The sequence below is a fragment of the Pseudomonas sp. SJZ074 genome (assembly GCF_007828215.1).
Lineage (GTDB): Bacteria > Pseudomonadota > Gammaproteobacteria > Pseudomonadales > Pseudomonadaceae > Aquipseudomonas.
Genome location: NZ_VIUE01000007.1, coordinates 60,032 through 86,334, shown reverse-complemented (window position 1 = coordinate 86,334; position 26,303 = coordinate 60,032). Strand labels below are relative to the sequence as shown.

Annotated in this window: 15 protein-coding genes; 5 read left to right on the top strand and 10 right to left on the bottom strand. The window is 60.9% G+C overall.

The features are described 5' to 3' along the window. Nucleotides 1-97: 97 nt before the first annotated feature. The 7 genes from FBX99_RS10815 to FBX99_RS10785 form a co-directional block, all read right to left on the bottom strand. Entirely contained in the window at nt 98-964 is an 867-nt protein-coding gene (locus tag FBX99_RS10815) for an ABC transporter permease (protein WP_144929758.1), read from the bottom strand. 12 nt (nt 965-976) lie between these two features. Continuing rightward, nucleotides 977-1,837 carry an ABC transporter ATP-binding protein gene (locus FBX99_RS10810; protein WP_144929759.1) on the bottom strand — a complete coding sequence of 287 codons (861 nt, stop codon included), beginning with the start codon at nt 1,835-1,837 and terminating at the stop codon, nt 977-979. Between the two features lie 5 nt (nt 1,838-1,842). After that, on the bottom strand, nt 1,843-2,868 hold the full coding sequence (locus FBX99_RS10805) for an ABC transporter substrate-binding protein (protein ID WP_145131550.1): 1,026 nt from the start codon (nt 2,866-2,868) through the stop codon (nt 1,843-1,845). Nucleotides 2,869-2,905: 37 nt separating this feature from the next. After that, a complete protein-coding gene (locus FBX99_RS10800; protein ID WP_145131548.1) occupies nt 2,906-3,808 on the bottom strand; it encodes a TauD/TfdA family dioxygenase in 903 nt (300 codons plus the stop codon). 431 nt (nt 3,809-4,239) lie between these two features. Next, nucleotides 4,240-5,607, bottom strand: coding sequence for an HlyD family type I secretion periplasmic adaptor subunit (locus FBX99_RS10795; protein ID WP_144929762.1), 1,368 nt, complete (start codon nt 5,605-5,607; stop codon nt 4,240-4,242). Further along, nucleotides 5,597-7,753 carry a type I secretion system permease/ATPase gene (locus tag FBX99_RS10790; protein ID WP_144929763.1) on the bottom strand — a complete coding sequence of 719 codons (2,157 nt, stop codon included), beginning with the start codon at nt 7,751-7,753 and terminating at the stop codon, nt 5,597-5,599. The genes FBX99_RS10795 and FBX99_RS10790 overlap by 11 nt, the downstream gene beginning before the upstream one ends. A 37-nt stretch (nt 7,754-7,790) precedes the next feature. Next, nucleotides 7,791-9,140 carry a TolC family outer membrane protein gene (locus FBX99_RS10785; RefSeq protein ID WP_144929764.1) on the bottom strand — a complete coding sequence of 450 codons (1,350 nt, stop codon included), beginning with the start codon at nt 9,138-9,140 and terminating at the stop codon, nt 7,791-7,793. 356 nt (nt 9,141-9,496) lie between these two features. Between FBX99_RS10785 and FBX99_RS10780 the strand changes: the two genes are divergently transcribed. Together FBX99_RS10780 and FBX99_RS10770 are read left to right on the top strand one after the other, a co-directional pair. Further along, complete coding sequence (locus FBX99_RS10780) at nt 9,497-18,529, top strand: retention module-containing protein (RefSeq protein WP_145131546.1); 9,033 nt, start codon at nt 9,497-9,499, stop codon at nt 18,527-18,529. A gap of 178 nt (nt 18,530-18,707) precedes the next feature. Continuing rightward, nucleotides 18,708-19,046 (top strand): tryptophan synthase subunit beta, encoded by a 339-nt coding sequence (locus tag FBX99_RS10770; RefSeq protein ID WP_144929766.1) that lies wholly within the window; start codon nt 18,708-18,710, stop codon nt 19,044-19,046. 148 nt (nt 19,047-19,194) lie between these two features. On the opposite strand, the gene FBX99_RS10765 is transcribed toward FBX99_RS10770, so the two are convergent. The 3 genes from FBX99_RS10765 to lapG form a co-directional block, all read right to left on the bottom strand. Continuing rightward, nucleotides 19,195-19,545, bottom strand: a complete 351-nt coding sequence (locus tag FBX99_RS10765; RefSeq protein WP_144929767.1) for a DUF6124 family protein — start codon at nt 19,543-19,545, stop codon at nt 19,195-19,197. A gap of 824 nt (nt 19,546-20,369) precedes the next feature. Then, nucleotides 20,370-22,316, bottom strand: a complete 1,947-nt coding sequence (gene lapD, locus FBX99_RS10760) for a cyclic di-GMP receptor LapD (RefSeq protein WP_145131545.1) — start codon at nt 22,314-22,316, stop codon at nt 20,370-20,372. 14 nt (nt 22,317-22,330) lie between these two features. Further along, on the bottom strand, nt 22,331-22,954 hold the full coding sequence (gene lapG, locus FBX99_RS10755; protein ID WP_256662544.1) for a cysteine protease LapG: 624 nt from the start codon (nt 22,952-22,954) through the stop codon (nt 22,331-22,333). Between the two features lie 264 nt (nt 22,955-23,218). Here lapG and FBX99_RS10750 point away from each other — a divergent pair, with 264 nt between their 5' ends. The 3 genes from FBX99_RS10750 (at nt 23,219) to FBX99_RS10740 (ending at nt 26,301) form a co-directional block, all read left to right on the top strand. Next, the gene (locus FBX99_RS10750) at nt 23,219-23,908 is read left to right on the top strand and encodes a GntR family transcriptional regulator (protein WP_145131543.1); all 690 of its coding nucleotides are present in this window, start codon (nt 23,219-23,221) and stop codon (nt 23,906-23,908) included. A gap of 687 nt (nt 23,909-24,595) precedes the next feature. Then, nucleotides 24,596-25,372 (top strand): DUF3050 domain-containing protein, encoded by a 777-nt coding sequence (locus FBX99_RS10745; RefSeq protein WP_144929771.1) that lies wholly within the window; start codon nt 24,596-24,598, stop codon nt 25,370-25,372. Beyond that, nucleotides 25,369-26,301: a diiron oxygenase gene (locus tag FBX99_RS10740; RefSeq protein WP_144929772.1), complete on the top strand. Its 933-nt coding sequence runs from the start codon at nt 25,369-25,371 to the stop codon at nt 26,299-26,301. Before FBX99_RS10745 ends, FBX99_RS10740 begins: the two co-directional genes overlap by 4 nt. Nucleotides 26,302-26,303: the final 2 nt, after the last annotated feature.

The window sequence follows — 26,303 nt, the reverse complement described above, 5'->3', positions numbered from 1 at the left end:
TCTATTCTATTGTTGGACTACGGCCCTGTGAGCGCGAGCTTGCTCGCGATGACGTCAGCCCAGGCAACCCAAAACCCGGGCGAGGAGTCTTACCTGCTCAACGCTGCATCCCCCAGCGCCTCACCGTCACCCGCTCCAGGCTGTCGAACACCAGGTTTTCCACCAACAACCCGATCAGAATCACCACCGCCAATCCGGCGAAGACCTTGTCGGTGTATAGCTCGTTGCGGTTCTGGAAGATGTACCAGCCCAACCCACCCTTGCCGCTGGTGGCGCCGAATACCAGCTCGGCGGCGATCAGGGTGCGCCAGGCGAAGGCCCAGCCGATCTTCAGCCCGGCGAGGATCGATGGCAGCGCCGCCGGGATCAGGATGAACAGCACAAAGCGCACCCCCCTGAGCCCATAGTTACGCCCGGCCATGCGCAACGTCTCGGACACACCAAGAAACCCCGCGTACATGTTCAGCGCCAGCGCCCACAGCACCGAATGCACCAGCACGAAAATCAGGCTGTTCTGCCCCAGGCCAAACCACAACAATGCCAGCGGCAACAGGGCGATGGCGGGCAGTGGGTTGAACATCGAGGTCAGGGTGCTGAGCAGGTCGCGGCCCAACTGCGTCGACACCGCCAGCGTGGTCAGCCCGAACGCCAGCACGATCCCCAGCAGATAGCCCTTGAGCAGCACCACCAGGGAAATCCACACCTTGCCCAGCAGCTCGCCGCTGAGCAGACCGTCGTACAACGCATTGGCTGTTTGCAGGAAACCTGGCAGCAGCAGGTCATTATTCTGGTAACGGGCCACGGCTTCCCACAACACCGCCAGCAGCAACAGGATCAGGCTCTTGCGCAACCAACCCTGTTGCCAGAGCCGTTGGCCGAGCGGCAATTCGCGCTCCAGCGGCACCTGGGTCAGAGGCTGCAGGTCAACTTCGTATTCTTCGCGCACGGGCGATAACTGGCTCATGGAACGCTCCCCTTAATACGCGATGCGGATGTCGGCGAAATCCAGCTCACGCTCGCTGTCCGGCGACTGGCCCTCATTGAACAGCAGCCGATGAATCCGTCGCGCCGTCTGCTGGAACGCCGCGCCACCCAGGCTGTGCAAGTCGTATTGATGGCTGTGGATCTCCGCCCGCACCCGCCCCGGATGCGGCGACAGCAACAGGATGCGATTACCCACCACCAACGCCTCCTCGATGGAATGGGTGACAAAGAGCAGCGTGAAACGCACCTCCTCCCACAGCAGCAGTAACTCTTCCTGCATCTTGCGTCGGGTCAGGGCATCGAGGGCGGCAAAGGGCTCGTCCATCAGCAGGATTTTCGGTTGCATCGCCAGCGCCCGGGCGATGGCGACACGGGCTTTCATGCCGCCAGACAGGGTATGGGGATAGGCATCGGCAAAAGCGGCCAGCCCTACCTTGTCCAGGTAATGCAGTGCCCGCTCTTCGGCCTCGCGACGCTTGAGAGTGTGAGACGCCAACAGGGCGAACATTACGTTCTGCTTGACAGTTTTCCACGGTGGCAGCTGATCGAACTCCTGGAACACCACGATCCGGTCCGGCCCCGGGGCACTGACGGTTTGCCCCTGCAAACGGATCTGGCCTTCGCACGGCGCGATGAAACCGCCGATGGCCTTGAGCAGCGTGGACTTGCCGCAACCGGACGGGCCGAGCAGGACAAACCGGTCCGCCGGATCGACATCGAAACTCACCCGGTGCGTGGCCCGCACCACGCGCTGCGGGGTGCGGTATTCCAGGCTGACGTTATCCACCGACAACAGCGCCGTATCGGTGGGGATGGGATTGCTGGCCGCGCGGCCTTGCAAAGGCGCGTTCATGACCATCAGCTCCCTTGCAACGGTTTGGCGTCCTGGAAGAAATAGTCCTGCCACGACGCCGGCTTGTTCTTGACCGCGCCGACGCGGTAGAGGAATTCGGCCAGCGGGTAGGTATTTTTCGGCGTAACAGTGAATTCGATCTGCGGGTTGTCGATGATCTTCAGCAACGTCGCCCGGTCGATCTTGGCCTTGGTCACCCGCAGGTAGGTATCCGCCGCCGCGCCCTTATCCTTCTGGGCGAACTCGGCCGCTTCGGTCAACGCCTCGACGAAGGCCTTGTAGGTCTTCGGGTTTTCCTCACGGAATTTCTCAGTGGCAAACAGCACCGTGGGCGAGTTCGGCCCGAGCACGTCATAGGAATTGAGCACCACATGGACATTGGGGTTCTCCAGGGCCTGGTCCTGGAACGGCGGGTTGGAAAAATGCCCGGTCAGCTCCGTGCCGCCGGCAATCAACGCCGCCGTGGCATCCGGGTGCGGCACTGCCAGGGTGTATTTGTCGAGGCGGTTGAACTCCTTGTCGCCCCATTGCTTGGCAGCGGCGTATTGCAAGAATCGCGACTGCACCGACACGCCCACCGCCGGCACCGCGATACGGTCCTTGTCGGTGAAATCGGCAATGGTCTTGACCTGTGGATTGTTGCTCAGCAGGTAGTAGGGAAAGTTGCCCAAGGAGGCCACGGCCTTGACGTTCTGCTTGTCGCGGGTACGGTCCCAGATGGTCAGCAACGGCCCGACCCCGGCACCGGCGATGTCGATGGAGCCCGAAAGCAGCGCATCGTTGACCGCCGCGCCACCGGACAACTGGGTCCAGTCGACCTTGATGTCGATACCTTCCTGCTTGCCGTATTTCTCGATCAACTGCTGGTCGCGCACCACGTTCAACAGCAGGTACACGATGCCGAACTGTTCGGCGATGCGAATCTCGCCCTCGGCCTGGGCGCTGGGCGGCGCCACCAGACTGCCGGCCAACAGGCTGAACCCCAGGCCGATGGCGGCGGCCAACGGTGCGAAAGCAATGCGTTTGGACATGATGAATCTCCGGGCTCTTTGCGCAAGGCGCAGCCGATCAGAAAGGGGCATCGCCCTGGATGGTGGTGCGATACAACTTGCGGCGCAGATGACTCGGGCAGCCGGCCGCCAGGTGGATCAGTGAGCGGTTGTCCCAGAACACCAGGTCATGGGGCTGCCATTGATGGCGGTAGATGTTCTGGGGAAGCACGCTGTGGGCATACAGCTCGGCCAGCAGCGCCTGGCTTTCGTCTTCCGGCAGGCCAACGATGCGGGTGGTGAAACCCTCGCTGACAAACAGCGCCTTGCGCCCGGTTTCCGGATGAGTGCGCACGATTGGATGCACGACTTCAGCGACTTGGGCCAGTTGCTGCGGGGTCAGCGTCGGCCGCCAGTTGCCTTCGAATTTGGTCTCGCTGTAGCGCGCCGTGTAGGAATGCGCCGCCGAACGGCCTTCGACTGCTTTGCGCAGCGCTTCGGGCAGGCCATCCCAGGCTCTGTGCATGTCGGCGAACAATGTGTCGCCGCCTTCGCTCGGCAGCTCCTGGGCGTGGAGCATCGAGCCGAGGCTGGGCAGTTCTTTATAGGAAAGATCGGAATGCCAGAACTTGCCGGCATCACCCAGGCCAATGGATTGGCCGTTTTCGATGATGTTGGAAACAATGAGGATTTCCGGATGCCCGGTCAGCAGGAACTGCTTGAGCACGTGGATCTGCAATACGCCGAAGCGGCGACTGAAGGCGATCTGCTGTTCGGGGGTGATGCGCTGGTCGCGAAACACCACCACGTGATAATCCAGGTGGGCGCGGTGGATGCGGGCAAAGTCCTGGTCGTTGAGCCGCCGGGACAAATCCAGCCCAACGATCTCAGCGCCCACGGCGCCGTTGAACGGACGGATTTCGAAGGACTGCGGCGCGATGTTGGCGGCGCTTGGATCCGGAGAATAAGAGACGGCTGGCATACATCACTCCCACGCACGGCACGCCTTACTGACGCGCCTCGATCAAAACTCACGGTTGAACCGTGTTGGTTTGTGTCGTGCGGCGCGCCGATTAGTCGGCAGGTACGCAGGAGGATGACTTTATCGATATAAGAAAATTAAATTAAATACCGATAAAGAATAACCATATGATTTTCAGCCCGAGAATACAGAACCTGTGGGAGCAGGCTTGCTCGCGAAAACATTGTGTCAGTGACAGACTCATGTCTGATCCAACGCTATCGCGAGCAGGCTCGCTCCCACAGGGATCGGTGTTAATCACGGCCTAGCTGGCAGTACAAAACCAATGTGGGAGCCAGCCTGCTCGCGATGGCGGAGTGGCAGCGACATTTCAGTCATTGACCCAATGCTTTCGCGAGCAAGCTCGCCCACATAGAGAATGAGGCGCAGCCTTACCGTTCGTGCAACGCCTCGGCCCGGGCCTTGATGATGGGCTTGAGCAGGTAGCTGAGCACGGTTTTCTTGCCGGTGATGATGTCCACCGAGGCCACCATGCCCGGGATGATCAGCAGCGGTTTGTCATCAGTGCCCAAGTGGCTGCGCTCAGTGCGCAGCTTGATGATGTAGTAGGTGGTTTTCTTGTCTTCGTCGGTGACGGTATCGGCACCGATCTGCTCCAGCTTGGCTTTCAACCCACCGTAGATGGTGTAGTCATAGGCGGTGAATTTCACCGTGGCGTCCTGGCCAGGGTGCAGGAAGGCGATGTCCTGGGGACGGATTTTCGCTTCCACCAGGAGGGTGTCGTCCAAAGGCACGATTTCCACCAGGTCGCTGCCGGGCTGGATTACGCCGCCGATGGTGTTTACCAGCATTTTGTTGACGATCCCCCGCACGGGCGACGTTACCAGGGTGCGGCTTACGCGGTCCTCCAAGGCCTTGCCGGTCGCCTGGGCCTTGTTCAGGTCGGTGCGCGCCTCGTTGAGCTGGGTCAGCGCTTCGCTGCGGAATTTGCCGCGGGTCTCGTCGATCTTGCGTTGCACTTCCTTGATCGCCGATTCGGCGCGAGGAATCGCCAGTGTCGTGGCATCCAGTTGTCCGCGGGTCTCGACTTCAGCGCGCTTGAGCCGCAGCACTTCCACCGGCGATACCGCGCCCTGGGCCACCAGGGGTTCGGACATGTTGATTTCCTGACGTTGCAAGGCCAGACCGGAACGGTACTGCGCCTGCTTCGAAACGAACTCGCGCAACTCCTGCTGACGCTGCACCAGTTGTTCCTGCAACCCGCCAATTTCATCGTGCAACTGCTGGCGACGACTGATGTACAGCGACTCTTCACTGGCGGCCTGACCCGGCACCGCCTTGAGTACGTCGGCCGGGAAATTCAGCGGCCGGTCGTCGACCTCGGCACTCAATCTTTCGACTCGCAACAGCATGGACAGGCGATCCGCCTCGGTTTCCCCCACATTCGAGACAAACCGCGTGTCGTCCAGGCGAATCAAAGGCGCACCGGCCTCGACGATCTGCCCTTCCTTGACAAACAGCTCGGCGACGATGCCGCCCTCCAGGTTCTGGATCTTCTGGATCTTGGACGACGGAATGGCCTTGCCGTCGCCCTTGGTCACTTCATCGACCACGGCGAAGTTGGCCCACAGCACCAGGAACACAAAGAACGCGATGATGCCCCAGATCGTCAGGCGCACCACCCGCGGAGCGTCTTCGATCAGGGCCTTGTTGACCTCCGGCAGGGGTTGTCCGCGAAGCGAAGCGGAGCCTTTGAAATAGCGGCCCACGGAATCCTTGAAACCCGACTTAAGCAACACTGATCTGCCCCTTCTTCAACGCTTCCATCACGGCAGCTTTCGGGCCGTCGGCCAGGATCTGTCCACGGTCGATCACCAGCAGGCGATCCACCAGCGACAGCAAGGATGCCCGGTGCGTCACCAGCAGCACGGTCTTGTTCTCAACCACGGCGGCCAGGCGCTGCTTGAGGCGCTCCTCACCGGTGTTGTCCATGGCGCTGGTGGGTTCGTCGAGCAACAGGATCGGTGGGTTGAGCAGCAACGCTCGGGCCAGGGCGACGTTCTGGCGCTGACCGCCAGACAGGTTCTGCCCGCGTTCGCCAACCTGTAGCTCATAACCCTGGGGATGCAGGCGCGCGAACTCATGCACGCCCGCCAGTTCGGCGGCTTGGAGCACCAGTTCGTCTTCGACATAGCGGGCGCCTGAGGTCAGGTTATCCCGTAGGGTACCGGCCAGCAGCTGGATGTCCTGGGGGACGTAGCCGATGTTGTAGCGCAGCTCGCTGACATCGATCTGGCGGATGTCCACGCCGTCCACCAGCAAGGCGCCATCGTCCGGCTGGTAAAGGCCTACCAGCAACTTCGCCAGGGAGCTCTTGCCCGAACCGCTGCGGCCGATGATGCCGATTTTTTCACCCGGCTTGATCACCAGGTTGATGTTCTTCAGCGCGGCGTTCTGCTGGTTCGGATAAGTGAAATTCAACTGCCGGCATTCAATGGCGCCCTGCAGGACCTTGCGGCTCAGCGGGCGCTCTTCGAAATTGCGCTCCTGGGGCAGTTCCATCATCTGGTCGACGGACGTCATCGTCACCCGCGCCTGCTGATAGCGGGTCAGCAAGCCCGACAGCGATGCCAACGGGCTGAGGGCGCGGCCACTGAGCATGTAGCAGGCCACCAGCCCACCCATGCTCAGGTTACCGGCGATGATCAGGTAGACACCGAAGACAATCATGATCACGCCAGCCAGCTGCTGGATCAGCAAGGTGATGTTCATCGCCAGCCCGGAGAGCATTTTTACCCGCAGTTCGAGACGGCTGAGGGTGCCGATAGTCTGCTCCCATTGGTATTGGCGCTCGCTCTCGGCATTGTTGACCTTCACCGCATCCAGGCCGGCCAGGGTCTCGATCAGGCTGGACTGGCGCTCGGCGCCCAGGGCCATGGTTCGTTCCATGGTCGCCACCAACGGCTTCTGCAAGGCATAGCCGATCAACAGGGCAATCGGGAAAGCCAACACCGGAATCCACACCAGGTGCCCACCGATAATCGCGATGACCATGAAGATCAACAGGGTGAACGGCAAATCGATCAGGCTGGTCAGGGTCAGCGAGGCGAGGAAGTCCCGCAGGCTCTGGAACTCATGGATATTCTGGGCAAAGCTACCGACCCGTGCCGGACGGTACTTCATCGCCATGCCGACGATTCGCTCGAACAGCGTGGCGGAAATGATCAGGTCGGTTTTCTTGCCCGCCAGGTCCAGGCACAGGCTGCGCAACATTTTCAGGATCAGGTCGAACAGGTAGGCACCGGTGATGCCGATGGCCAACACCCACAGGGTCGACTCGGCCTGGTTCGGCACCACGCGGTCATAGACGTTCATCACGAACAGCGGCGCGGCCATGGCGATGATGTTGATCAGCAGGCTGGCGGCAATCGCATCGGCGTACAGCCAACGAGAACGCTTGAGGGTGTCGCGAAACCACGAACGCGCCCGGGGAATGAGCGTGCCGTGGTTCACATCGAATTTGTGCTGAGGTTGGGCGAAGAAGACCTTGCCGCTGTAATCGTCGGCCAACAGCTCACGGCTGACCGTCACCTCCCCGCCGTCGCTTTCACTGAGCAGCAGCCGCGCCTGATCGTCGCCGACCCAGCCCAGCAACACTGCACTGCGACCCTCGTTGAGTAGCAACAGGGCCGGCATGGCAATGGTCGGGATCTGCTCGAGCCGGCGTTGCAGCACCCGGCCTTGCAAGCCGGCCCGGGCGGCCGCACGCGACAATAATTCGACGCTCAGCCGCTGCTTGGGCAGTGGCAGCCCGGTGGTCAGCATCGCCGCGCTGGCCGGTTTCTGATGCAGCATGCAGAGCGCCAGCAACCCGTCCAGCAACGGGTCGTCATGCAGCGTGCGCGGGTCATGGACTAGTTCGACTCGACTGACTTCTGATTCCACGCTCTGCACTCTTTACTGATCAAACTGGATGGATGACTCAATTCATCCCAGGTAACTGGACCTTGGGTTTGACGTCGTTCTGCACAACGGATGCCAACGGCGCGACGACGCCCTGACTTTTGAGCAATTCACCCATGGTTGCCTTGATCCGGTATTGGGTGAACAACTGTACGTTCTTGATTTCCGCCAACCGCCGGGAGGCGCTGAACAGCTCGTTTTCGCTGTCGAGCAGGTCGAGCAGGGTCCGCTCGCCAAGGCTGAACTGCTTTTGGTAGGCGTTGCGCACGCTGGAGCTGCGGTCCACGTATTGCTGGGCAATCGGCACCTGGGCATTGGCGTTGTTGAGGGCGTTCCAGGCCAGGCCCAGCTCTTCGGTCAATTGGCGCAGGGCGTTGTTACGGATGTCCAGGGCCTGGTTGGACAGGTAAGACTTGGATTCCAGATCGGCTTTGTTACTGCCACCGGCATACAGGTTGAAACGCATGCGCAGCATGGCCTGCCATTCATTGTTATGACCGTTCTGGCCGTCCAGGTCGTTGTCGGCGGTGCGGCCCAGCTCGGCGTCAAAGCGCGGGTAGAAGCTCGACTTGGCGGCTTCGTACTGTTTCTCGGTGGCAACGATGTCTGCTTCAGCTGAACGCAGTACCGGGCTGTTCTCCAGCATCTGGGCGCGAGCTTCCGTCAGGTTGGCCGGCAGCAGCGCCATAAAATCGGCGGGACGCTCCAGCTGGTCGGGCAATTGCCCCACGGCACTGAGGTAGTTGGTCTCGGCGTCGGCCAGATTGGTCTGCTCGGTGATCAGGTTGTTGCGGGCCTGGGCCACGCGTGCTTCGGCCTGGTCGTGGTCGGCACGGTTGCCCACGCCGCGCTCGGTGCGCAGCTTGATCTGATCGAAGATGCGCTCGTGGCTTTTGAGGTTCTCTTCGGCCAGGCGCACGAACTCGCGCCGGGTCAGCACATCCAGATAAACCTGGGCCACGGTCAGACCGGTGCGCTCGGAGGTATCGAGCAACGAATAGGCACGGGCATTAACGGTGGCTTGTTGACGCCCCACTTCGCTGGACGTCGCAAAACCGTCAAAAACCATTTGCGTCACACGCAGGCTCGACTCGCTGCGGTTCAGGGTTTCCCAATGATTGTTGCTGCCCGACCGGGTGGTAACACTGTCAGTGCCTTCGCGACCGTACCCGGCTGCGAGGTCGACCCGAGGCAGGTAACCGCCCTTCGCCGCCTTGAGTTGGTAGTCAGCCGCCAGGCGGCTGTTCACTCCGGCCTGGATTTCAGGGTGCACGTTCAGCGCCTGTTGCATAGCCTGCGGCAAGGTTTGTGCTTGTACGAAGCTGGCGGCCAGAGCAAAGGGTAAAGCCATGAACAAATGCGGACGCATGATGTGTTTTTTTCCTGAAACGCTTGTCTTGGATCACAGCGAAACGAGGCGCTGCATCGGATGATGGCAACCGGAATGACCGTATGTCGGAAAGTTCGAAACTGGTACTGAAACTTGCACCGAAAGGACAGGTCGCCGCTTAAATATCAATGTGACATTACCTAGACGATTGTTTAGGATGGCCGGCAGAAGGTCAATAGTTTGGCAGAAACAAAACCCATTGGATCTATAGCCAAAATATTGACACAGCAGAGCGTCAAATACCCTTATTAAGTTAAAGCCAAAACGTCCAGACCGCCGCCCATAGCTTGCGGACTCATGGAAGTTTACTGAACGTGGCACCCGGAGAGTCTTCAATGAGCAGCGTTATTGCCGTCGTCAAAAGCATTGTCGGTCAGGTTTTCGCCGTATCCCCGGAGGGTATCCGGCGCGTACTCATTGAAGGCGATCGTCTGTTCACAGGCGATCAGTTGGACACCGGCCCTGCCGGTGCCGTCACCTTGGAACTGGCCGACGGCCGCACCCTCGACCTGGGCCGAGACACCCAGTGGAGCGCCAACGCCCCGGACTCTTCCACCGACCTTGCGCAGGCCACTGCCCAGGCCGCGCCATCGGTAGAAGAGCTGCAGCAAGCCATCGCCGCCGGTGCCGACCCGACCACCGCCCTGGAAGCCACCGCCGCCGGAGCTGGCGAAGCGAGTGCCGGTGGTTCCGCCGGGGGCGGCCACAGCGTTGTCGTGCTGGATGCTACGGCTGGCAGCGTCGACCCGACTGTCGGTTTCCCGACTGAAGGCCTGAGCGTGGCTGCCGCCGCTGATAACAACATCACCGGCCTGGCCACCAATGCCAACGCCAACACCGCTGCCAACACTCTGATCAATTCGACGCTGACGCTGAGCGCCACCCCGACACTGACCGAAGCCGGCGGCGTGCTGGTCTATACCGCGACCGTGACCCAGGCCCCCCTGACCGACCTGACGGTGACGCTGTCCAATGGCTCGGTGATCGTGATTTCCGCCGGCCAGACCACCGGCAGCGTCAACGTCCCACTGGCACCGAACGACACCGTCTACAACGACCCAAGCCAGATCAGCGTGACCGTGACCGGCACCACCGGTGGCAGCGGCATTGCCGTGACCGTGCCCACCACGCCAGCCGTGACCCAGATCACCGACACCATCGACACCACCAACGTCACCCTGACCGCCGGCGAGACCGTGACCGAAGGCGGGCAGATCACCTACACCGCAACCTTGACCAACCCGGCGCAAACGCCAGTGACCGTGACCTTGAGCAATGGCTCGGTCATCACCATCGCTGCGGGCCAGACCACCGGTACCGTCAACGTCGAGACACCTGCCAACGACGTCTACAACAATGGCAGCACAGTCAGCACCACCATCACTGGTGCGACTGGCGGCAACTTCGAGAACCTGGTGCCGAGCACCGCGCCTGCGGTCACCACGATCACTGATTCGGTGGACGACACTGGCCTGACCCTGAGCGCCAGCGAAACCATCACCGAAGGCGGCCAGATTACCTATACCGCCACGCTGACCAATCCGGCCCAGACCCCAGTCACTGTAACCTTGAGCAATGGTTCGGTTATCACCATCGCTGCCGGTCAGACTACGGGTACCGTCAATGTCGAGACGCCAGCCAACGACGTCTACAACAATGGCGGCACCGTCAGCACCACCATCACCGGCGCCACCGGCGGCAACTTCGAGAACCTGGTGCCGAGTACCACGCCTGCCGTCACTACCATTACCGACTCGGTGGACAACACTGGCCTGACCTTGAGCGCCAGCGAGAACATCACTGAAGGCGGTTCGATTGTTTACACCGCGACCCTGACCAACGCCGCGCAGACGCCAGTGACCGTGACCTTGAGCAACGGCTCGGTCATCACCATCGCTGCGGGCGAAACCACCGGCAGCGTGAATGTCGAGACACTAGCCAACGACGTCTACAACAATGGCAGTACCGTCAGCACCACCATCACCGGCGCAACTGGCGGCAACTTCGAGAACCTGGTTCCGGACACTACGCCTGCGGTCACCACGATCACTGATTCGGTGGACGACACTGGTCTGACTCTAAGTGCCAGCGAAACCATCACCGAAGGCGGCCAGATCACCTATACCGCGACGCTGACCAACGCGGCGCAGACTCCGGTAACCGTCACGTTGAGCAATGGCTCCGTCATCACGATTGCGGCTGGCGAAACCACCGGCACCGTCGCGGTGAATACACCCGCGAATGATGTCTACAACAACGGCAGCACTGTCAGCACCACCATCACCAGTGCTACCGGTGGCAATTTCGAGAATCTGGTCCCGGACACTACGCCTGCGGTCACCACGATCACCGATTCAGTGGATAACACTGGCCTGACGCTGAGTGCCAGCGAGAGCATCACCGAAGGCGGCCAGATCACCTACACCGCGACCCTGACCAACGCCGCGCAGACGCCAGTGACCGTCACGCTGAGCAATGGCTCGGTGATCACCATCGCAGCCGGCGAAACCACTGGCACCGTCGCGGTGAATACGCCTGCCAACGACGTCTACAACAACGGCAGTACAATCAGCACCACTATCACCGGTGCGACCGGCGGTAACTTCGAAAATCTGGTCCCGGACACTACGCCTGCGGTCACCACGATCACCGATTCAGTGGATAACACTGGCCTGACGCTGAGTGCCAGCGAGAGCATCACCGAAGGCGGCCAGATCACCTATACCGCGACGCTCACCAACGCCGCGCAGACGCCAGTGACCGTCACCTTGAGCAACGGTTCGGTCATTAACATTGCTGCGGGCGAAACCACCGGCACCGTTGCGGTTAATACACCTGCGAATGACGTCTATAACAACGGCAGCACCGTCAGCACCACTATCACTGGCGCAACTGGCGGCAACTTCGAAAACCTGGTGCCAGACACCACGCCAGCCGTCACCACGATCACCGATTCGGTGGATAACACAGGCCTGACTCTGAGTGCCAGCGAGAGCATCACCGAAGGTGGATCGATTGTTTACACCGCAACGCTGACCAACGCCGCTCAAACGCCAGTGACCGTGACGCTGAGCAACGGCTCAGTGATCAACATCGCTGCGGGCGAAACCACCGGCACCGTTGCGGTTAATACACCTGCGAATGACGTCTACAACAATGGCAGCACCGTCAGCACCACTATCACTGGCGCAACTGGCGGCAACTTCGAAAACCTGGTGCCAGACACCACGCCAGCCGTCACCACGATCACCGATTCGGTGGATAACACAGGCCTGACTCTGAGTGCCAGCGAGAGCATCACCGAAGGTGGATCGATTGTTTACACCGCAACGCTGACCAACGCCGCTCAAACGCCAGTGACCGTGACGCTGAGCAACGGCTCAGTGATCAACATCGCTGCGGGCGAAACCACCGGCACCGTTGCGGTTAATACACCTGCGAATGACGTCTACAACAATGGCAGCACCGTCAGCACCACTATCACTGGCGCAACTGGCGGCAACTTCGAAAACCTGGTGCCAAGCACTACGCCTGCGGTTACCACGATCACCGACTCGGTGGACACCACTGGCCTGACCTTGAGCGCCAGCGAGAACATCACTGAAGGCGGTTCGATTGTTTACACCGCCACCCTGAGCAACCCAGCCCAAACCCCGGTCACCGTGACGTTGAGCAACGGCTCGGTCATCACCATCGCCGCCGGCGAAACCACCGGCACCATTGCTCTGGAAACATCGCCCAACGACGTCTACAACAATGGCAGCACCGTCAGCACCACTATCACTGGCGCAACTGGCGGCAACTTCGAGAACCTGGTGCCGGACACTACGCCTGCGGTTACCACTATCACTGATTCGGTGGACACCACCGGCCTGACCCTGAGCGCCAGCGAAACCATCACCGAAGGCGGCCAGATCACCTACACCGCCACGCTGACCAACGCCGCTCAAACACCAGTCACCGTCACACTGAGCAACGGCTCGGTCATTAATATCGCTGCTGGCGAAACCACCGGCACCGTCGCGGTGAACACACCTGCGAATGACGTTTACAACAACGGCAGCACCGTCAGCACCACCATCACCGGCGCCATCGGTGGAAACTTCGAGAACCTGGTCCCGGACACTACGCCTGCGGTCACCACGATCACCGATTCGGTGGATAACACTGGCCTGACGCTGAGTGCCAGCGAAACCATCACCGAAGGTGGTTCGATTGTTTACACCGCAACCCTGACCAACGCCGCGCAGACTCCGGTCACCGTCACGTTGAGCAATGGCTCCGTCATCACGATTGCGGCTGGCGAAACCACCGGCACCGTCGCGGTGAATACACCCGCGAATGATGTCTACAACAACGGCAGCACTGTCAGCACCACCATCACCAGTGCTACCGGTGGCAATTTCGAGAATCTGGTCCCGGACACTACGCCTGCGGTCACCACGATCACCGATTCAGTGGATAACACCGGCCTGACCCTGAGCGCCAGCGAAACCATCACCGAAGGCGGCCAGATCACCTACACCGCGACGCTGACCAACGCCGCTCAAACACCAGTCACCGTCACACTGAGCAACGGCTCGGTCATTAATATCGCTGCTGGCGAAACCACCGGCACCGTCGCGGTGAACACACCTGCGAATGACGTTTACAACAACGGCAGCACCGTCAGCACCACCATCACCGGCGCCACCGGTGGAAACTTCGAGAACCTGGTCCCGGACACTACGCCTGCGGTCACCACGATCACCGATTCGGTGGATAACACTGGCCTGACTCTGAGTGCCAGCGAGAGCATCACCGAAGGAGGTTCGATTGTTTACACCGCAACGCTGACCAACGCCGCGCAGACGCCAGTGACCGTGACCCTGAGCAATGGCTCGGTCATCACCATCGCGGCTGGCGAAACCACCGGCACCGTCGCGGTGAATACACCTGCGAATGACGTCTATAACAACGGCAGCACCGTCAGCACCACCATCACCGGCGCCACCGGCGGCAACTTCGAGAATCTGGTACCAAGCACCACGCCAGCGGTCACCACAATCACCGACACCATCGATACCAGCACCGTTTCGCTCAGCGCCACGTCGACCATCGCGGAAGGCGGCACTGTCGTCTATACCGCTTCGGTCAACGCACCAGTGACCGATGCGCCGCTGGTTGTCACCCTGTCGAACGGCCAGACCATCACCATCCCGGTCGGCGCGAGCTCCGGTTCGGTGAACTTCATCGCACCGAATGATGCCCTCGCTGGCGGCAATAGCCTCAGCGTCAAGATCGACGACGCCAAGGGCGGCAACTACGAAAAACTCGACATCGACGGCAAGCCGGCCAATACCGCGGTCACCGATGTCCAGGACGACACCGGCCTGAGCCTGAGCGCCACCGGCACGGTTGCCGAGGGTGGTCAGATCACCTACACCGCGACCCTGACCCATGCCGCCGGCACACCGGTTACCGTGACCTTGAGCAACGGCGCGGTCATTAATATCGATGCCGGCAAGACCACCGGTACTGTCACCGTCGACGCGCCGAAGGACGATGTCTATCAGGATGCCGGCAATGTCCAGGCGACGATCCAGTCCGCCACCGGCGGCAACTTCGAGCACCTGGTGCCGAGCACCGCGCCAGCGGTGACCGCCGTCTCCGACACGGTCGACAACACCACCGTCAGCATCAGTGGCAGCTCGTCGGTCACCGAAGGCCAGGCCGCGACCTACACCGTCAGCCTGACCAACCCGGCGCAGACCGAGGTGACCCTCAAGCTCGTCTACAGCGGCACCGCGGCCGACGGCACGGACTTCACTGGCGTCTACACCGTCAAGATCCCGGCCAACGCCACCAGCGCGACCTTCAACGTGGCGACGCTGGACGACAAGATCACCGAAGGCACGGAAAACTTCGTGGTCAAGATCGATTCGGCGACCGGTGGCAACTTCGAGCACCTGGCGATCAGCAACACCAATGGCAGCGTCAGCACTTCGATCATCGACAACGATGCGCCACCGGTACTCGACCTGGACGCCAACAATTCCAGCGGCAAGACCGGAGCCGATTATCAGGTCACGTTCACCGAAGGCACCACGGGGCCAGGCGTGTCGATTGGCGATACCGACCTGAAGATCACCGACCCGGACAGCACCCTGCTGACCGGCGCCACCGTCGTGCTGACCAACCGCCAGCCGGGCGATGCGCTGAACCTGGGCAACAGCGTCAACGGTATCAGCATCAACGCCAACAGCACCAACGGCACCGTCACGCTGACGCTGTCGGGAAATGCGACGCTGGCCGACTACATGCAGCAGATCAAGAACATCACCTTCATCAACAACAGCGAAGACCCGAGCAGTGTGCCGCGCATCATCACCGTGACGGTGACCGATGGCAGCAACTACTCCAACACCGCCACCACCACCGTGAACGTGGTCGGGGTCAACGATGCACCGGTTGCCACGGGTGGCACAGTGACGGGCACCGAAGACACTTCGCTGGTCCTCGGCTGGTCGACCTTTGGCGTCAGCGACGTGGATAGTGCCGCCGCCAGCCAGGGCGTGAAAATCACCGGTCTGCCAGGCGACGGCAAGTTGCAGTACCTGGACGGCACGACCTGGAAAGACGTGACCAACAACCAGACCTTCACCAAGGCTGACATCGACGGCGGCAAGCTGCGCTTCACACCGGACGCTAACGAATCCGGCGCCAACGGTAACCCGACCGGCGTGGGCGATCAGAAGTCCGATTACGCACAGATCCAGTTCCAGCCCACCGATGGCCAGGCACTGGGCAACACCGGGACCGTGAAGATCGACATCACCCCGGTAGCGGATGCACCGAGCCTGAGCGTGGCCGGCAACAATGTGACCTCCACCGGCCTGATCAAGGAAGTCTGGACCGGCCTGTCGGGCCTGGGCACCGATGGCAGCGGCGCGCCGTCCGGCACGCTCAAGTCGGTGATCGATGCCGCCGGCACACCGAACAGCACCAGCACCGTGACCAATGTGCAGTCCGATAGCAACGTGAACGCCGGCACGGCCTCAAAGACATCGGGCCTGATCTACCTCGAAGCGGGCAAGACCTACACTTTCAGCGGCACCGGCGACGACAGCTTGCTGGTTACCGTCGGCGGCAAGGACGTGGCGGCCATCACCTGGGGCGCGGGCGGCAAGTTGAACGGCTCGTTCACGCCGACCACCAGCGGTTACTACACCCTCGATATCTATCACCACAACCAGACCGGCCCGGGCAGCTATGACGTGAACCTGTCGGTCAACGGCGGCACGCCCGTCGACTTGAGCGGCGCTGGCGTACCGCTGTACACCAGCGTGACCGACCTGACGAAAGCCGGCGTGACCGTCTCCGACCTGCACGGTACCAATGGTGAAGGCTACTACGACGGCTACAAACTCAACGAAGGCGCCGAAGGCACCAGCGTGCATCTGTCGAAGATCACCACCGCGCTGACCGACACCGACGGCTCCGAGAAGCTGAGCGTGAAGATCGGTGGCATGCCGGAGGGCAGCGTGCTGACCGACGGCGCGGGCCACACCGCGACCGTGGGCAGCAACGGCGAAGCCACGGTCAGCGGCTGGAACCTGGGCAGCCTGACCCTGACACCACCGGCCTACTACAACGGCCACCTGGACCTGACCGTAACCTCCACATCCACCGAAACCCTCGGCGGGTCCGCCGTGACTACCGCGCATATCCCGGTCACCGTGTACCCGGCGGTCTACAACGCGGCGACCGCCACCTCGGGCAGTGACAACGTCACCGGTACCGATGGCAACGACGTCATGGTTGCCGACATCGGCGGGCTGACCGTCGTGCCGGGCGTCAACTACAACATCGCGTTCATGGTCGACAGCTCCGGCAGCATGAGTTCGTCGTCCATTGCCGCAGCCAAGAACTCGTTGACCCAGGTATTCAATACCCTCAAGCAGAGCCTGGGCAGCAACTCCGGGACCGTGAACATCTTCCTGGCGGACTTCGACAACCAGGTGAACAAAAACGTTGCGGTGAACCTCAATGATCCGAACGCGCTGACGTTGCTCAAGAACGTCATCGATTCGATGGTCTCCGGCGGCGGTACCAACTACGAAGACGTGTTCAAGACCACGGCGAACTTCTTCAACAGCACCCAGGCCCTGAGCAATACTGGCGCGAAAAACCTGACGTACTTCATTACCGACGGCCAACCGACGCTCTACCAGTCCGGCGAACAGACGAACCCGACCCTGTACGGCACCGTCAAGCTCGATGACGTCTTGAGCGCGGCCAACTACACCCTCGGCAAGTACTACACCCAGTCGATCGACAGCACGCACAAATACACCATCTACGAAAACGGTGACATGTACCTGTCGACCAAAAACGGCAAAAACTGGAACGACAACTATGTCGGTACCGTGCACGCCGAGGGCAACGGCACCTTCGAGTTCTCCTACGTGGACGGTAGCGGCTACGCCGATTCCTGGGCAGCGACGGGTTCGAGCGCCAGCTTCACCCTGCTCAAGGGTCTGAGCAATGTCGAAGCCATTGGCCTGAACAACGGTGTGACCCTGAACGACCTCAAGCCGTACGACTCGGATGGAGTACCGCAGACCAACATCGACCCAAGCAACCTGGCCAACTCGATCATCGGCCACACCGAAGCGACCCTGCCGGGCGCCGACACGGTCAACGGTGGCGAAGGCAACGACATCCTCTTCGGCGACCTGGTGAGTTTCAACGGCGTCACCGGCGAGGGTTACCAGGCCATCCAGGCGTTCGTGGCCCAGCAGAGCGGCGTGGACGTCAGCAAAGTCACCACCAGCAACGTGCACCAGTACATCACCGAGCACTATACCGCGTTCGACGTATCCGGTGCCCATGATGGCAACGACACGCTGCTGGGTGGCGGCGGCAACGACATTCTCTTCGGCCAGGGCGGTAACGACTCGCTCGACGGCGGCAAGGGCAATGACATCCTGCTCGGCGGTACTGGCAACGACACGCTGATCGGCGGTCAGGGTCATGACACGCTGATCGGTGGCCTGGGCGGCGATACCTTTGTCTGGAAGGCCGGGGACACCGGCAACGACGTGATCAAGGACTTCAAGGCTGCCGATGGCGACCGAATCGACCTGCGGGATCTGTTGCAAGGCGAGTCCGGCAGCACCATCGACCACTTCCTGCAGATCAGCACGGTCGATGGCGTGTCGTCGTTGCAGGTCAGCACCACCGGCCAGTTCAACGGCGCCAACGGTGCATCGGCCGCGCCGGACGTGACAATCAAGTTGGAAGGCAACAACTGGTCGAACGTCAACCTGAACACGTTGATCGCTGGCAGTGACCCGACCATCAAGGTCGATCACAACAACAGCTGAACCTGACACGCCCCGTGGCGAGGGAGCTTGCTCCCGCTGGACTGCGAAGCGACCCCAAGAAAGGGCCGCTTCGCGCCCCAGCGGGAGCAAGCTCCCTCGCCACAATAAGTGTTCATACTCGCGCACAGTTGGCCTATGCTGCTCGGCATGACGCCGCTTAATCCATGAGGGATGCCCGATGTTTTATGTGCAACGCGATGCACAAGGCCTGCTGGTGCGCGTAGAAGCCATCGCCTATGCCGAAGCCACCGAAACCCTGCCGGCCGACAGCCACGAGATCCAGGACTGGTTCGCCAACCAGGCCGTGGAAAACAGCCTGAAACAACTCAAGCAGAGCGACCTGGAGATGATCCGGGTACTCGACGACCTGATCCAGGTGCTGACCAGCAAAGGCATCATCCGCGTCACCGACCTGCCCCCGGCCGCCCAGGCCAAGCTGATGGACCGCAACCAGGCCCGGGAAGCCCTGGGCGGGCTGAGCCGGTTGATCGATGATGATGAAAAGGGGTTGATCTAGGCGCCTGGACTGACGTCATCGCGAGCAGGCTCGCTCCCACCATTGATCGGAGTTGACCGCAATATTTCAGGTAACACCCATCCCTTGTGGAAGCGAGCCTGCTCCGGGCGGCGATCCGACGATAGCGATCTCCAAGCCCCCGCCCCCCTCAGCCCGACGCCCGGGCTTCCAGCCGGTCCATCGCTCGCTCCACCAACAGATGCACCCCATCGGCCATCCGACTGATCGCCAGGATCACACTGCGACGTGAACCGTCGACATCATCCGCCAGATCGGAGGCAATGGCGCTGATGGACAGCAAGTCTTCGGAAGCGTTGGCCAGCAGGGTTTCGGTATCGATGTCCGGGGCGACGACGAAGAGCTGACCGGATGGGGACTCGTCGACGGGTTTGGGCTTGAGGTAATAGTCGAGGGCGCGCTCGGCGGCTTCGTCGAGTTTTTTGGTTTTCGAGGATGTGTCAGAGAAGTTGCCTGGCGGGTTTGGAGTGACCTTGAACATTTTTGGCTTCCTATTCAATAAGAGCCGCCCTGGCTCGCTTGCACGCGATACAAAGGGTGGCAGCTATGTGAGGGTGTGCAAGACCGAGTAGGAAACACCAAAAAACCTCGGCAGACCCGAAGGTCTCCCCACACACAGCCGCCATAAAACACAGGCACGAATGTTCGTTAATGGCTGGTGGCATTATTTGGCTCCTTTTAACCGGACTTGCACGTCCGTGTCACCGTTTTTTCAGTGACAAACCCAGACTAGCCACCCGTCCGGCGCTGGACAAGTTCACCGACTTCGCTACAACTTGAAGGAAATCTCCTAGGACCTGGCTGCCCTCTGCATATCCCAAGGTTGGGTTGTCTGGGCTGGCGCCATCGCGAGCAGGCTCGCTCCCACAGTGGATCGGGGTACGTCCGGAGAGCAGGTTGGCTGTAAGGCCGCCTTCGCGAGCAAGCCCGCTCCCACAGGGGGAAACAAGGTCAGCCGCAAGAAATAGGCCGGCCTTAAGGCCGCCTCGCTTTTGCTTTTGCTTTTGCTTTTGCTTTTGATCTGAAAGCCCCGTTAACCACGACGGCCGAACGCAGGCATTGCGCAGTGGGCAACCCGGCATGGATGCAGGGTTAGCCGCGCTGGGCCATGGATGGCCCTTCGCGGCGGGCCCACGTAGCAATGCCTTCGTTAAGGAACACCTCGCCTTGGCGAGGTGCCGAGTGGTGGGGCAAAGACCTTTGGTTACTTTGGGGCGTTTGCCAAAGTAACCCGCTGTAAGAGCGGAACCGCCAGTGGCCGCTACCGCAGCAACGGATATGTACTCAAACCTAAAACCCCAAACCTCACCCCCAACGCCGCGGCCCCCCCACCAACTGCCCCTGCACCCCAAACAACCCCATCTCCCGAATCACCGCCAACTCCCCCTCGGTCTCCACCCGTTCGGCAATCAACGGCAGGTCGATACTGTGGGCAGCACGCTGGATAGCCTCGATAAACAGACGCTTATCACTCTCCTGATCGATCGCTCGAATATAACTGCCATCGATTTTCAAATAGGCCAACCCCAACCGCGACAAGTTGCCGATCATGCTGAAACGCCCACCAAAACGCTGCAGGCTCAAGGAAAAACCAAGCTCACGCAGACGCCGGGTCAGTTGCTCCAGCACCGCTTGCTCAGGCAATTGTTCCTCACCGATTTCCAGGGTCAGGCGCGACCCGAGATTGGAATGGGCCCGCAGAATCTCAAAAACTTTGTTCAGCGCCTGCGGGTCGGCCAGGGTGGCCGAAGACAGGTTCAGCGCCAGAGCCTCTTCGTGCCCAACCATTTGCTTGAGCACCTGTTCGAGCATCAGGCGGTCCAGCCGCGCCGTCCAGCCGAAGCGCTCCAGCCAAGGCAGGAAACGCCCGGCGGGAATGCTCTGGCCCTGATCGTCGAGCAACCGCGAAAGGACTTTGTAGTGCAGCACCATCTGAGTGTCCTGGGCGGCCACCACCGGCTGGAAATAGAGCTCGAACCGCTGATTGTCCAACGCCCGGTCGAGCAGCGTATGCCAGGCATGATGATCGTCGCCGACACTGGCCGAAGCACTGTGCTCCAGACAGGCCCAGCCCGGCTCGCCCTGGCTTTCGGCCTGGGCCAGGGCCTGGTCGCCAAGCTGCAGCACCGCTTGCGGCGAGTCGCCATGGATGAAAGGCGCCAGCCCGATAGCAGCCACCGACGCCACGTCGGTCGCACCGGTGGCATGCAGGCTCGCCAGTGCGGCTTCGAGATTCTGCGCCAGTTGCAGCGCCTCTTCGCGCACCAGCCCCGGCGCCAGCACCGCGAATTCCCCGCCACGGATACGCGTCACCAGATTCTGGGTTTCCGGGTATCGGGCACACTCGCGTAACAGCTGCTCGCCCACGGCCTTGAGCAATTGGTCGGTGCGCTGCCCACCCAAGCGCTGGTTCAAACCGGCCAGGTCCCGGACCCGCAGCAACAACAGATAGCCGGAACTGGCTTGCTCCGGGTTGCTCACCCGGGCATTGAGCTGCATTTCGAAATAACGACGGTTGGCCAGACCAGTGAGGTTGTCCTGGTAGGACTCGATCCGCAGCTTTTCGCTGCGCTCGGCCTGCTCCTGGAACAACGCCTTGAGCTTCTCGACCATCTGGTTCATCGCCTGCACCACGCGGCGCAGTTCAGGGGTGCGTGGTAGCTCCGGCAAACTCAGGAATTCGCGCCGGGCGATAGCATGGGACTGGCGCACCATGTAATCCAGTGGCTTGAGCTGGCGACGCAGTAGCAAGGCCCCCAACACCGCGCTCACGGCGCCGCATAGCAGCAACCAGCCCAGGCTGCCCAGCGCGCTCTGCCACAGCTTGGCAAGCGCGAACATCGGATGGCTGACCACTTCGACCCGTGCCGCCTGTTCCCAACCACGGCTGACAATCGCATCGCCACCGGCCGGCTCCAGGCCAATGAGCTTGACGAACCACCGTGGCACGCTGCCGGCGTCCGGCGTGCCAGTGCGCTCGACCAGGGTCTTGTCGGTGGCCACGTCGACCACGCGGATGCTGGCGTAGTAGCCGCTGTCGAAGATGGAACTGACCATCAGCTCCACCATCGCCGAATCGTCGATGTTCGGCGTCAGGGACAACGCTAGCGCCGTGGCCGCGTCCTGGGCGTGGGAGCGCAGCTGGTTGACGTACTGGGCCCGCGAGCTTTCCAGGCTGACCATGAAGCTGCCGCTGAAGGCAACCACCAGGAACAGACAGATAGCGATCAACAGTTGTTTGAACAAAGACATCTGAGCGCATGCTCCTAGTTAGTCGTCTCGACCGGAAAACCTTCGGCCTGCATTTTTTTCAACACATCCTGCCACCGGGACAGGCGCTTGGTATCGCTGACTTTCTTGTTGCCCTTGGTGCCCGGCAGCCACAACCCTTCGGCATTGAAAGAGTAGACCGGCAACAGGTCGGTTCGCTGGCTGGCCGGCTGGATCGCGTCGATCAGGCTGTCGAGCACCAGCGGCATGGCTTCGGGCGTGGCGTAATAGGTGAGCACCATGTGCGCCCGGTTCTGTCGCAACGCCTTGACGTAGGTGATGCGCAGTTTGTCACTGGATACCCCGAGATGCCGCAGGCTGAAGTACTTGGCGATGGCGTAGTCCTCGCAATCTCCGGCTCCCTTCCATAGAGCCTGGATCGGAGTTTCCCAGTAATCGACCTCATGCCACAGGTCAGTGTCTTCCACGTAGCGCACCTGTTTGTTGAAGAACAGGTTCACCACCTTGAGCTGCTCCAACTCCGGCGTCTGCTTCTCGGTCGCCAGCAGGTGCTGCCAGGCATCGATCCGTTGCTGCCCGTCGCCCAACGGTCCGTACAGGGCCTGCGCCCGTCGGCTGATCTGGGCAAAGTCCCAGTCGGCCTGCAGGGCACTGAGCATGAGGCCGGCCAGCAACAATGCCGAACACAACCAGCGCAGGGGCCTGAGGGCAGGAGAAGGTGCAGCCAAGGGAATGCGTCCAGAAAAGACCGTTGAGGATGCGTGGGATGGTGAAGGCTGGCCCGGCAAAAGACAATGGCAGGGTGCAATCACTCCAGGCACGCTAAACTTTAGTTCAGGAAGGCCGGCCGCGAGACTTTGACGGCCAGGTAATCTGTCATTAATGTTGGCATGGATCCAATTCGTCATTCAGGGTGCGTGGTCGTGACAAAGAAGCCCAAGCCGTTAAGCACTATCCAGGTCAACGGACCCATACCCGCTGCCCAGGCCCGCTCGATCATCGAGAGCGCCCTGCGCGAAGCCATCCTCGACGGACGCTTGCCCTGCGGCACGGCTCTGCGCCAGCAGGAACTGGCCGACCTGTTCGGCGTGAGTCGCATGCCAGTACGCGAGGCGTTGCGCCAGCTCGAAGCGCAATCGTTGCTCAATGTAGTTCAACACAAAGGCGCCGTGGTCGCCCCACTGATTACCAACAACGCCATCGAAACCTACACGCTGCGCGCGGTGCTTGAAGCGTTCGCCTTGCGCCTGTCGATACCTCTGCTCGATGCCGACGACCTCGCGCTGGCCGCCCATTACATCGAACAGTTGGAAACACAGACCGATCATGCCGAGATCGGCAAGCTCAATCGGTTGTTCCACATGTCGCTTTACCACAAGGCACCCAACAGCAAGTTGTTGGACCTGATCGAACGCGAGCTCAATGAAGAGGAGCGTTTCCTGCGCTTTCACCTGTCGTCCATGGGGCTCGGCAAGCTGACCCAGGATGATCATCGCGCATTGCTCGAGGCCGTGAGCGCCAAGGACACCGATACAGCGGTGGCCCTGCTGGAGCGTCATCTGGAAAAAGCCTGCGTCACTATTCGGCGATACCTGGAACAGCCATCCAGCTGATCGTTCGCCGGCGACCTGGCCGGCGTATCACTTTCTTACATATCCTTCCTAGCCGTCTGCCCGCCAGCCTGACGCGGCTTGGCCGTGTCTGCGACCCGCCGCCACATCAGTTCAATGGCACTGCCGTCGATTTGGGCTCACTCTTGCGTTTGTCGATTCAGAAAAAGACCTGAAGAAGTCAGCGCCTGGCGACAAGCCGGGCGAATCGAAGCCACCACGCAAGGAGCGTCGCCCACCGGCGGGAGAATCGAATGTCCGACCGACGTCCCGCCCATAAAACACAAACTTCTTTATTCCCTGCTCCCTGAAGTGCTCCGGGTGAGGCATTCACTCGAACTATTTATTCTGATCGCTATAAATCGGAAGGAGCAACTTCGCCCCAATAAAACTTGTTCAACAAGTTTTACAAGAACTCTTCGCGCCCAATAAAACATAAACTTTAAATAATTAAAAAATCGCTTGCCGACGGATTGTTTCGTGTATTAGTTTTTTCTACGTCGATTTGCTTTCGACGACCTGGAAACTCCACAACCAATTAAAAATAAAGGCATTCATGCCTTGTAATTGAAATAGCAGCAGACACTTGCATGACTTGGGTAATTCATGGATTCCGGTTCAGGCACCCGCTCGCCTTATTAAAGGCCCGGGGCACCCTGACGGACAAACATCATTGATGAGGACGTTCAAATGCAGCCAACAAAAGAACAACTTTTTTTGAAAAAACGTGAACTTGGCCAACACCCTGTTTTTTCCGAAATAACATCAATCGACCTGTTACGCCGCTTTATGGAAAGCCACGTTTTTGCCGTGTGGGATTTCATGTCGCTGACCAAGCGGCTGCAACGGGAACTGACCTGCATCCATCTGCCCTGGCTGCCACCGGCCGATCCGCAAGCGGCACGCCTGATCAATGAAATCGTACTGGGCGAAGAGTCCGACGATCGCCCCGGCGCAGGGTACTGCAGCCATTTCGAACTGTACCTGGACGCCATGCGCGAAGTCGGTGCGGATACCCGGGCGATCGAGCAATTCATTACCTTGCAACAGGAAGGCGTCAGCCCCGAAACCGCCTTGGATAGCGTCGAGGTTGAACCCGCGGCGGCCCGCTTCGTTCGCCAGACCCTGCACACTGCCCTGCATGCCCCAGCCCACAGCGTAGCCGCCGCGTTCGTGCATGGTCGCGAAAGTGTCATCCCGCAGATGTTCCAGCGCATGCTGGACGCCTGGGGCATCGGCCTGGATCAGGCGCCGACGTTCCGGTACTACCTGCAACGGCACATCGAAGTCGACTCCGAAGACCACGGCCCTGCGGCGGAGAAACTGTTGGCCCGCTTGATCGATGGCGACCCGCAGCGCGAAACCGAGGTGCTGTCCGCCGCGCTCGCCGCCGTTCACAGTCGAGCGGCCCTGTGGGATGGCCTGCGCCAGAGCATGGCCCAACCGCTCGCGCAGGTGACGCCATGAACGCCATCCAATACCAGTCCTTCGCCGACGCCTGGGAAAGCCGCGCCACGATCCGTACCCGGCCACGGCGCCGGGTCGAAAATGACGGCAAGCTGATCTTCCCCATGAGCCGCCAGCCCCTGGTGCACAGCCAGACCTTTCTCAGCCATTGTCCGCAACTGCGCGACTACGCGCTGGTGCAGAGCCTCTACAAGTTCATCAACGACGTGGTGATCTTCGAGACCGAACTGGTGGACCACACCGCCCGGCGCATCGCCAAGAATCGCTTCGGCATCGAGTTCCCGTTCGCCTGTCGCTACGACGCGATGACGGTAGTGGTGGACGAGGATTATCACGCGCTGGTGGCGATGGATTTCATGCAACAGACCATCGACATGACCGGCATCGAGCCGATTCCGTTGCCGCCCCAGATCGAACTCAGCCGCGCGATACCGGCGACGCTGGCCCAGGCGCCGGAACATCTGCAAAGCGCCGTGGAGCTTATCTGCATCGCGATCGCCGAGAACACCGTGACCAACGAAGTCGCCGCATTCGCCCGGGACGACTCGGTCAAGGCGTCGATCAAGGGTCTGATGGCCGATCATTTGATGGACGAGGGACGGCACTCGGGTTTCTGGACGCGGCTGGTGCAGATGTACTGGCGCGCAGCCCCCGAAGAAGACCAGCAGGCGATTGCCCGGCTGATGCCTGGCTTCATCGTCCAGTACCTGGCGAGCGATCTGCAGCAGGCCTTCGATTTCGAGCTGATCGCCCATCTGCCCGTCGACGAATCGGTGCGCCAGTCCCTGCGCGAAGAGGCCGGCGCGCTGGCCTACCCCATCAATCGCTTCCATCCACTGGTGGGCAACATCACCCGCTTTTTCCGCAGCAGTTCGATGCTCGCCTCCCCCTGCGTGCGCGATGCCCTGGCCGATTACCTGACCCCATGAGG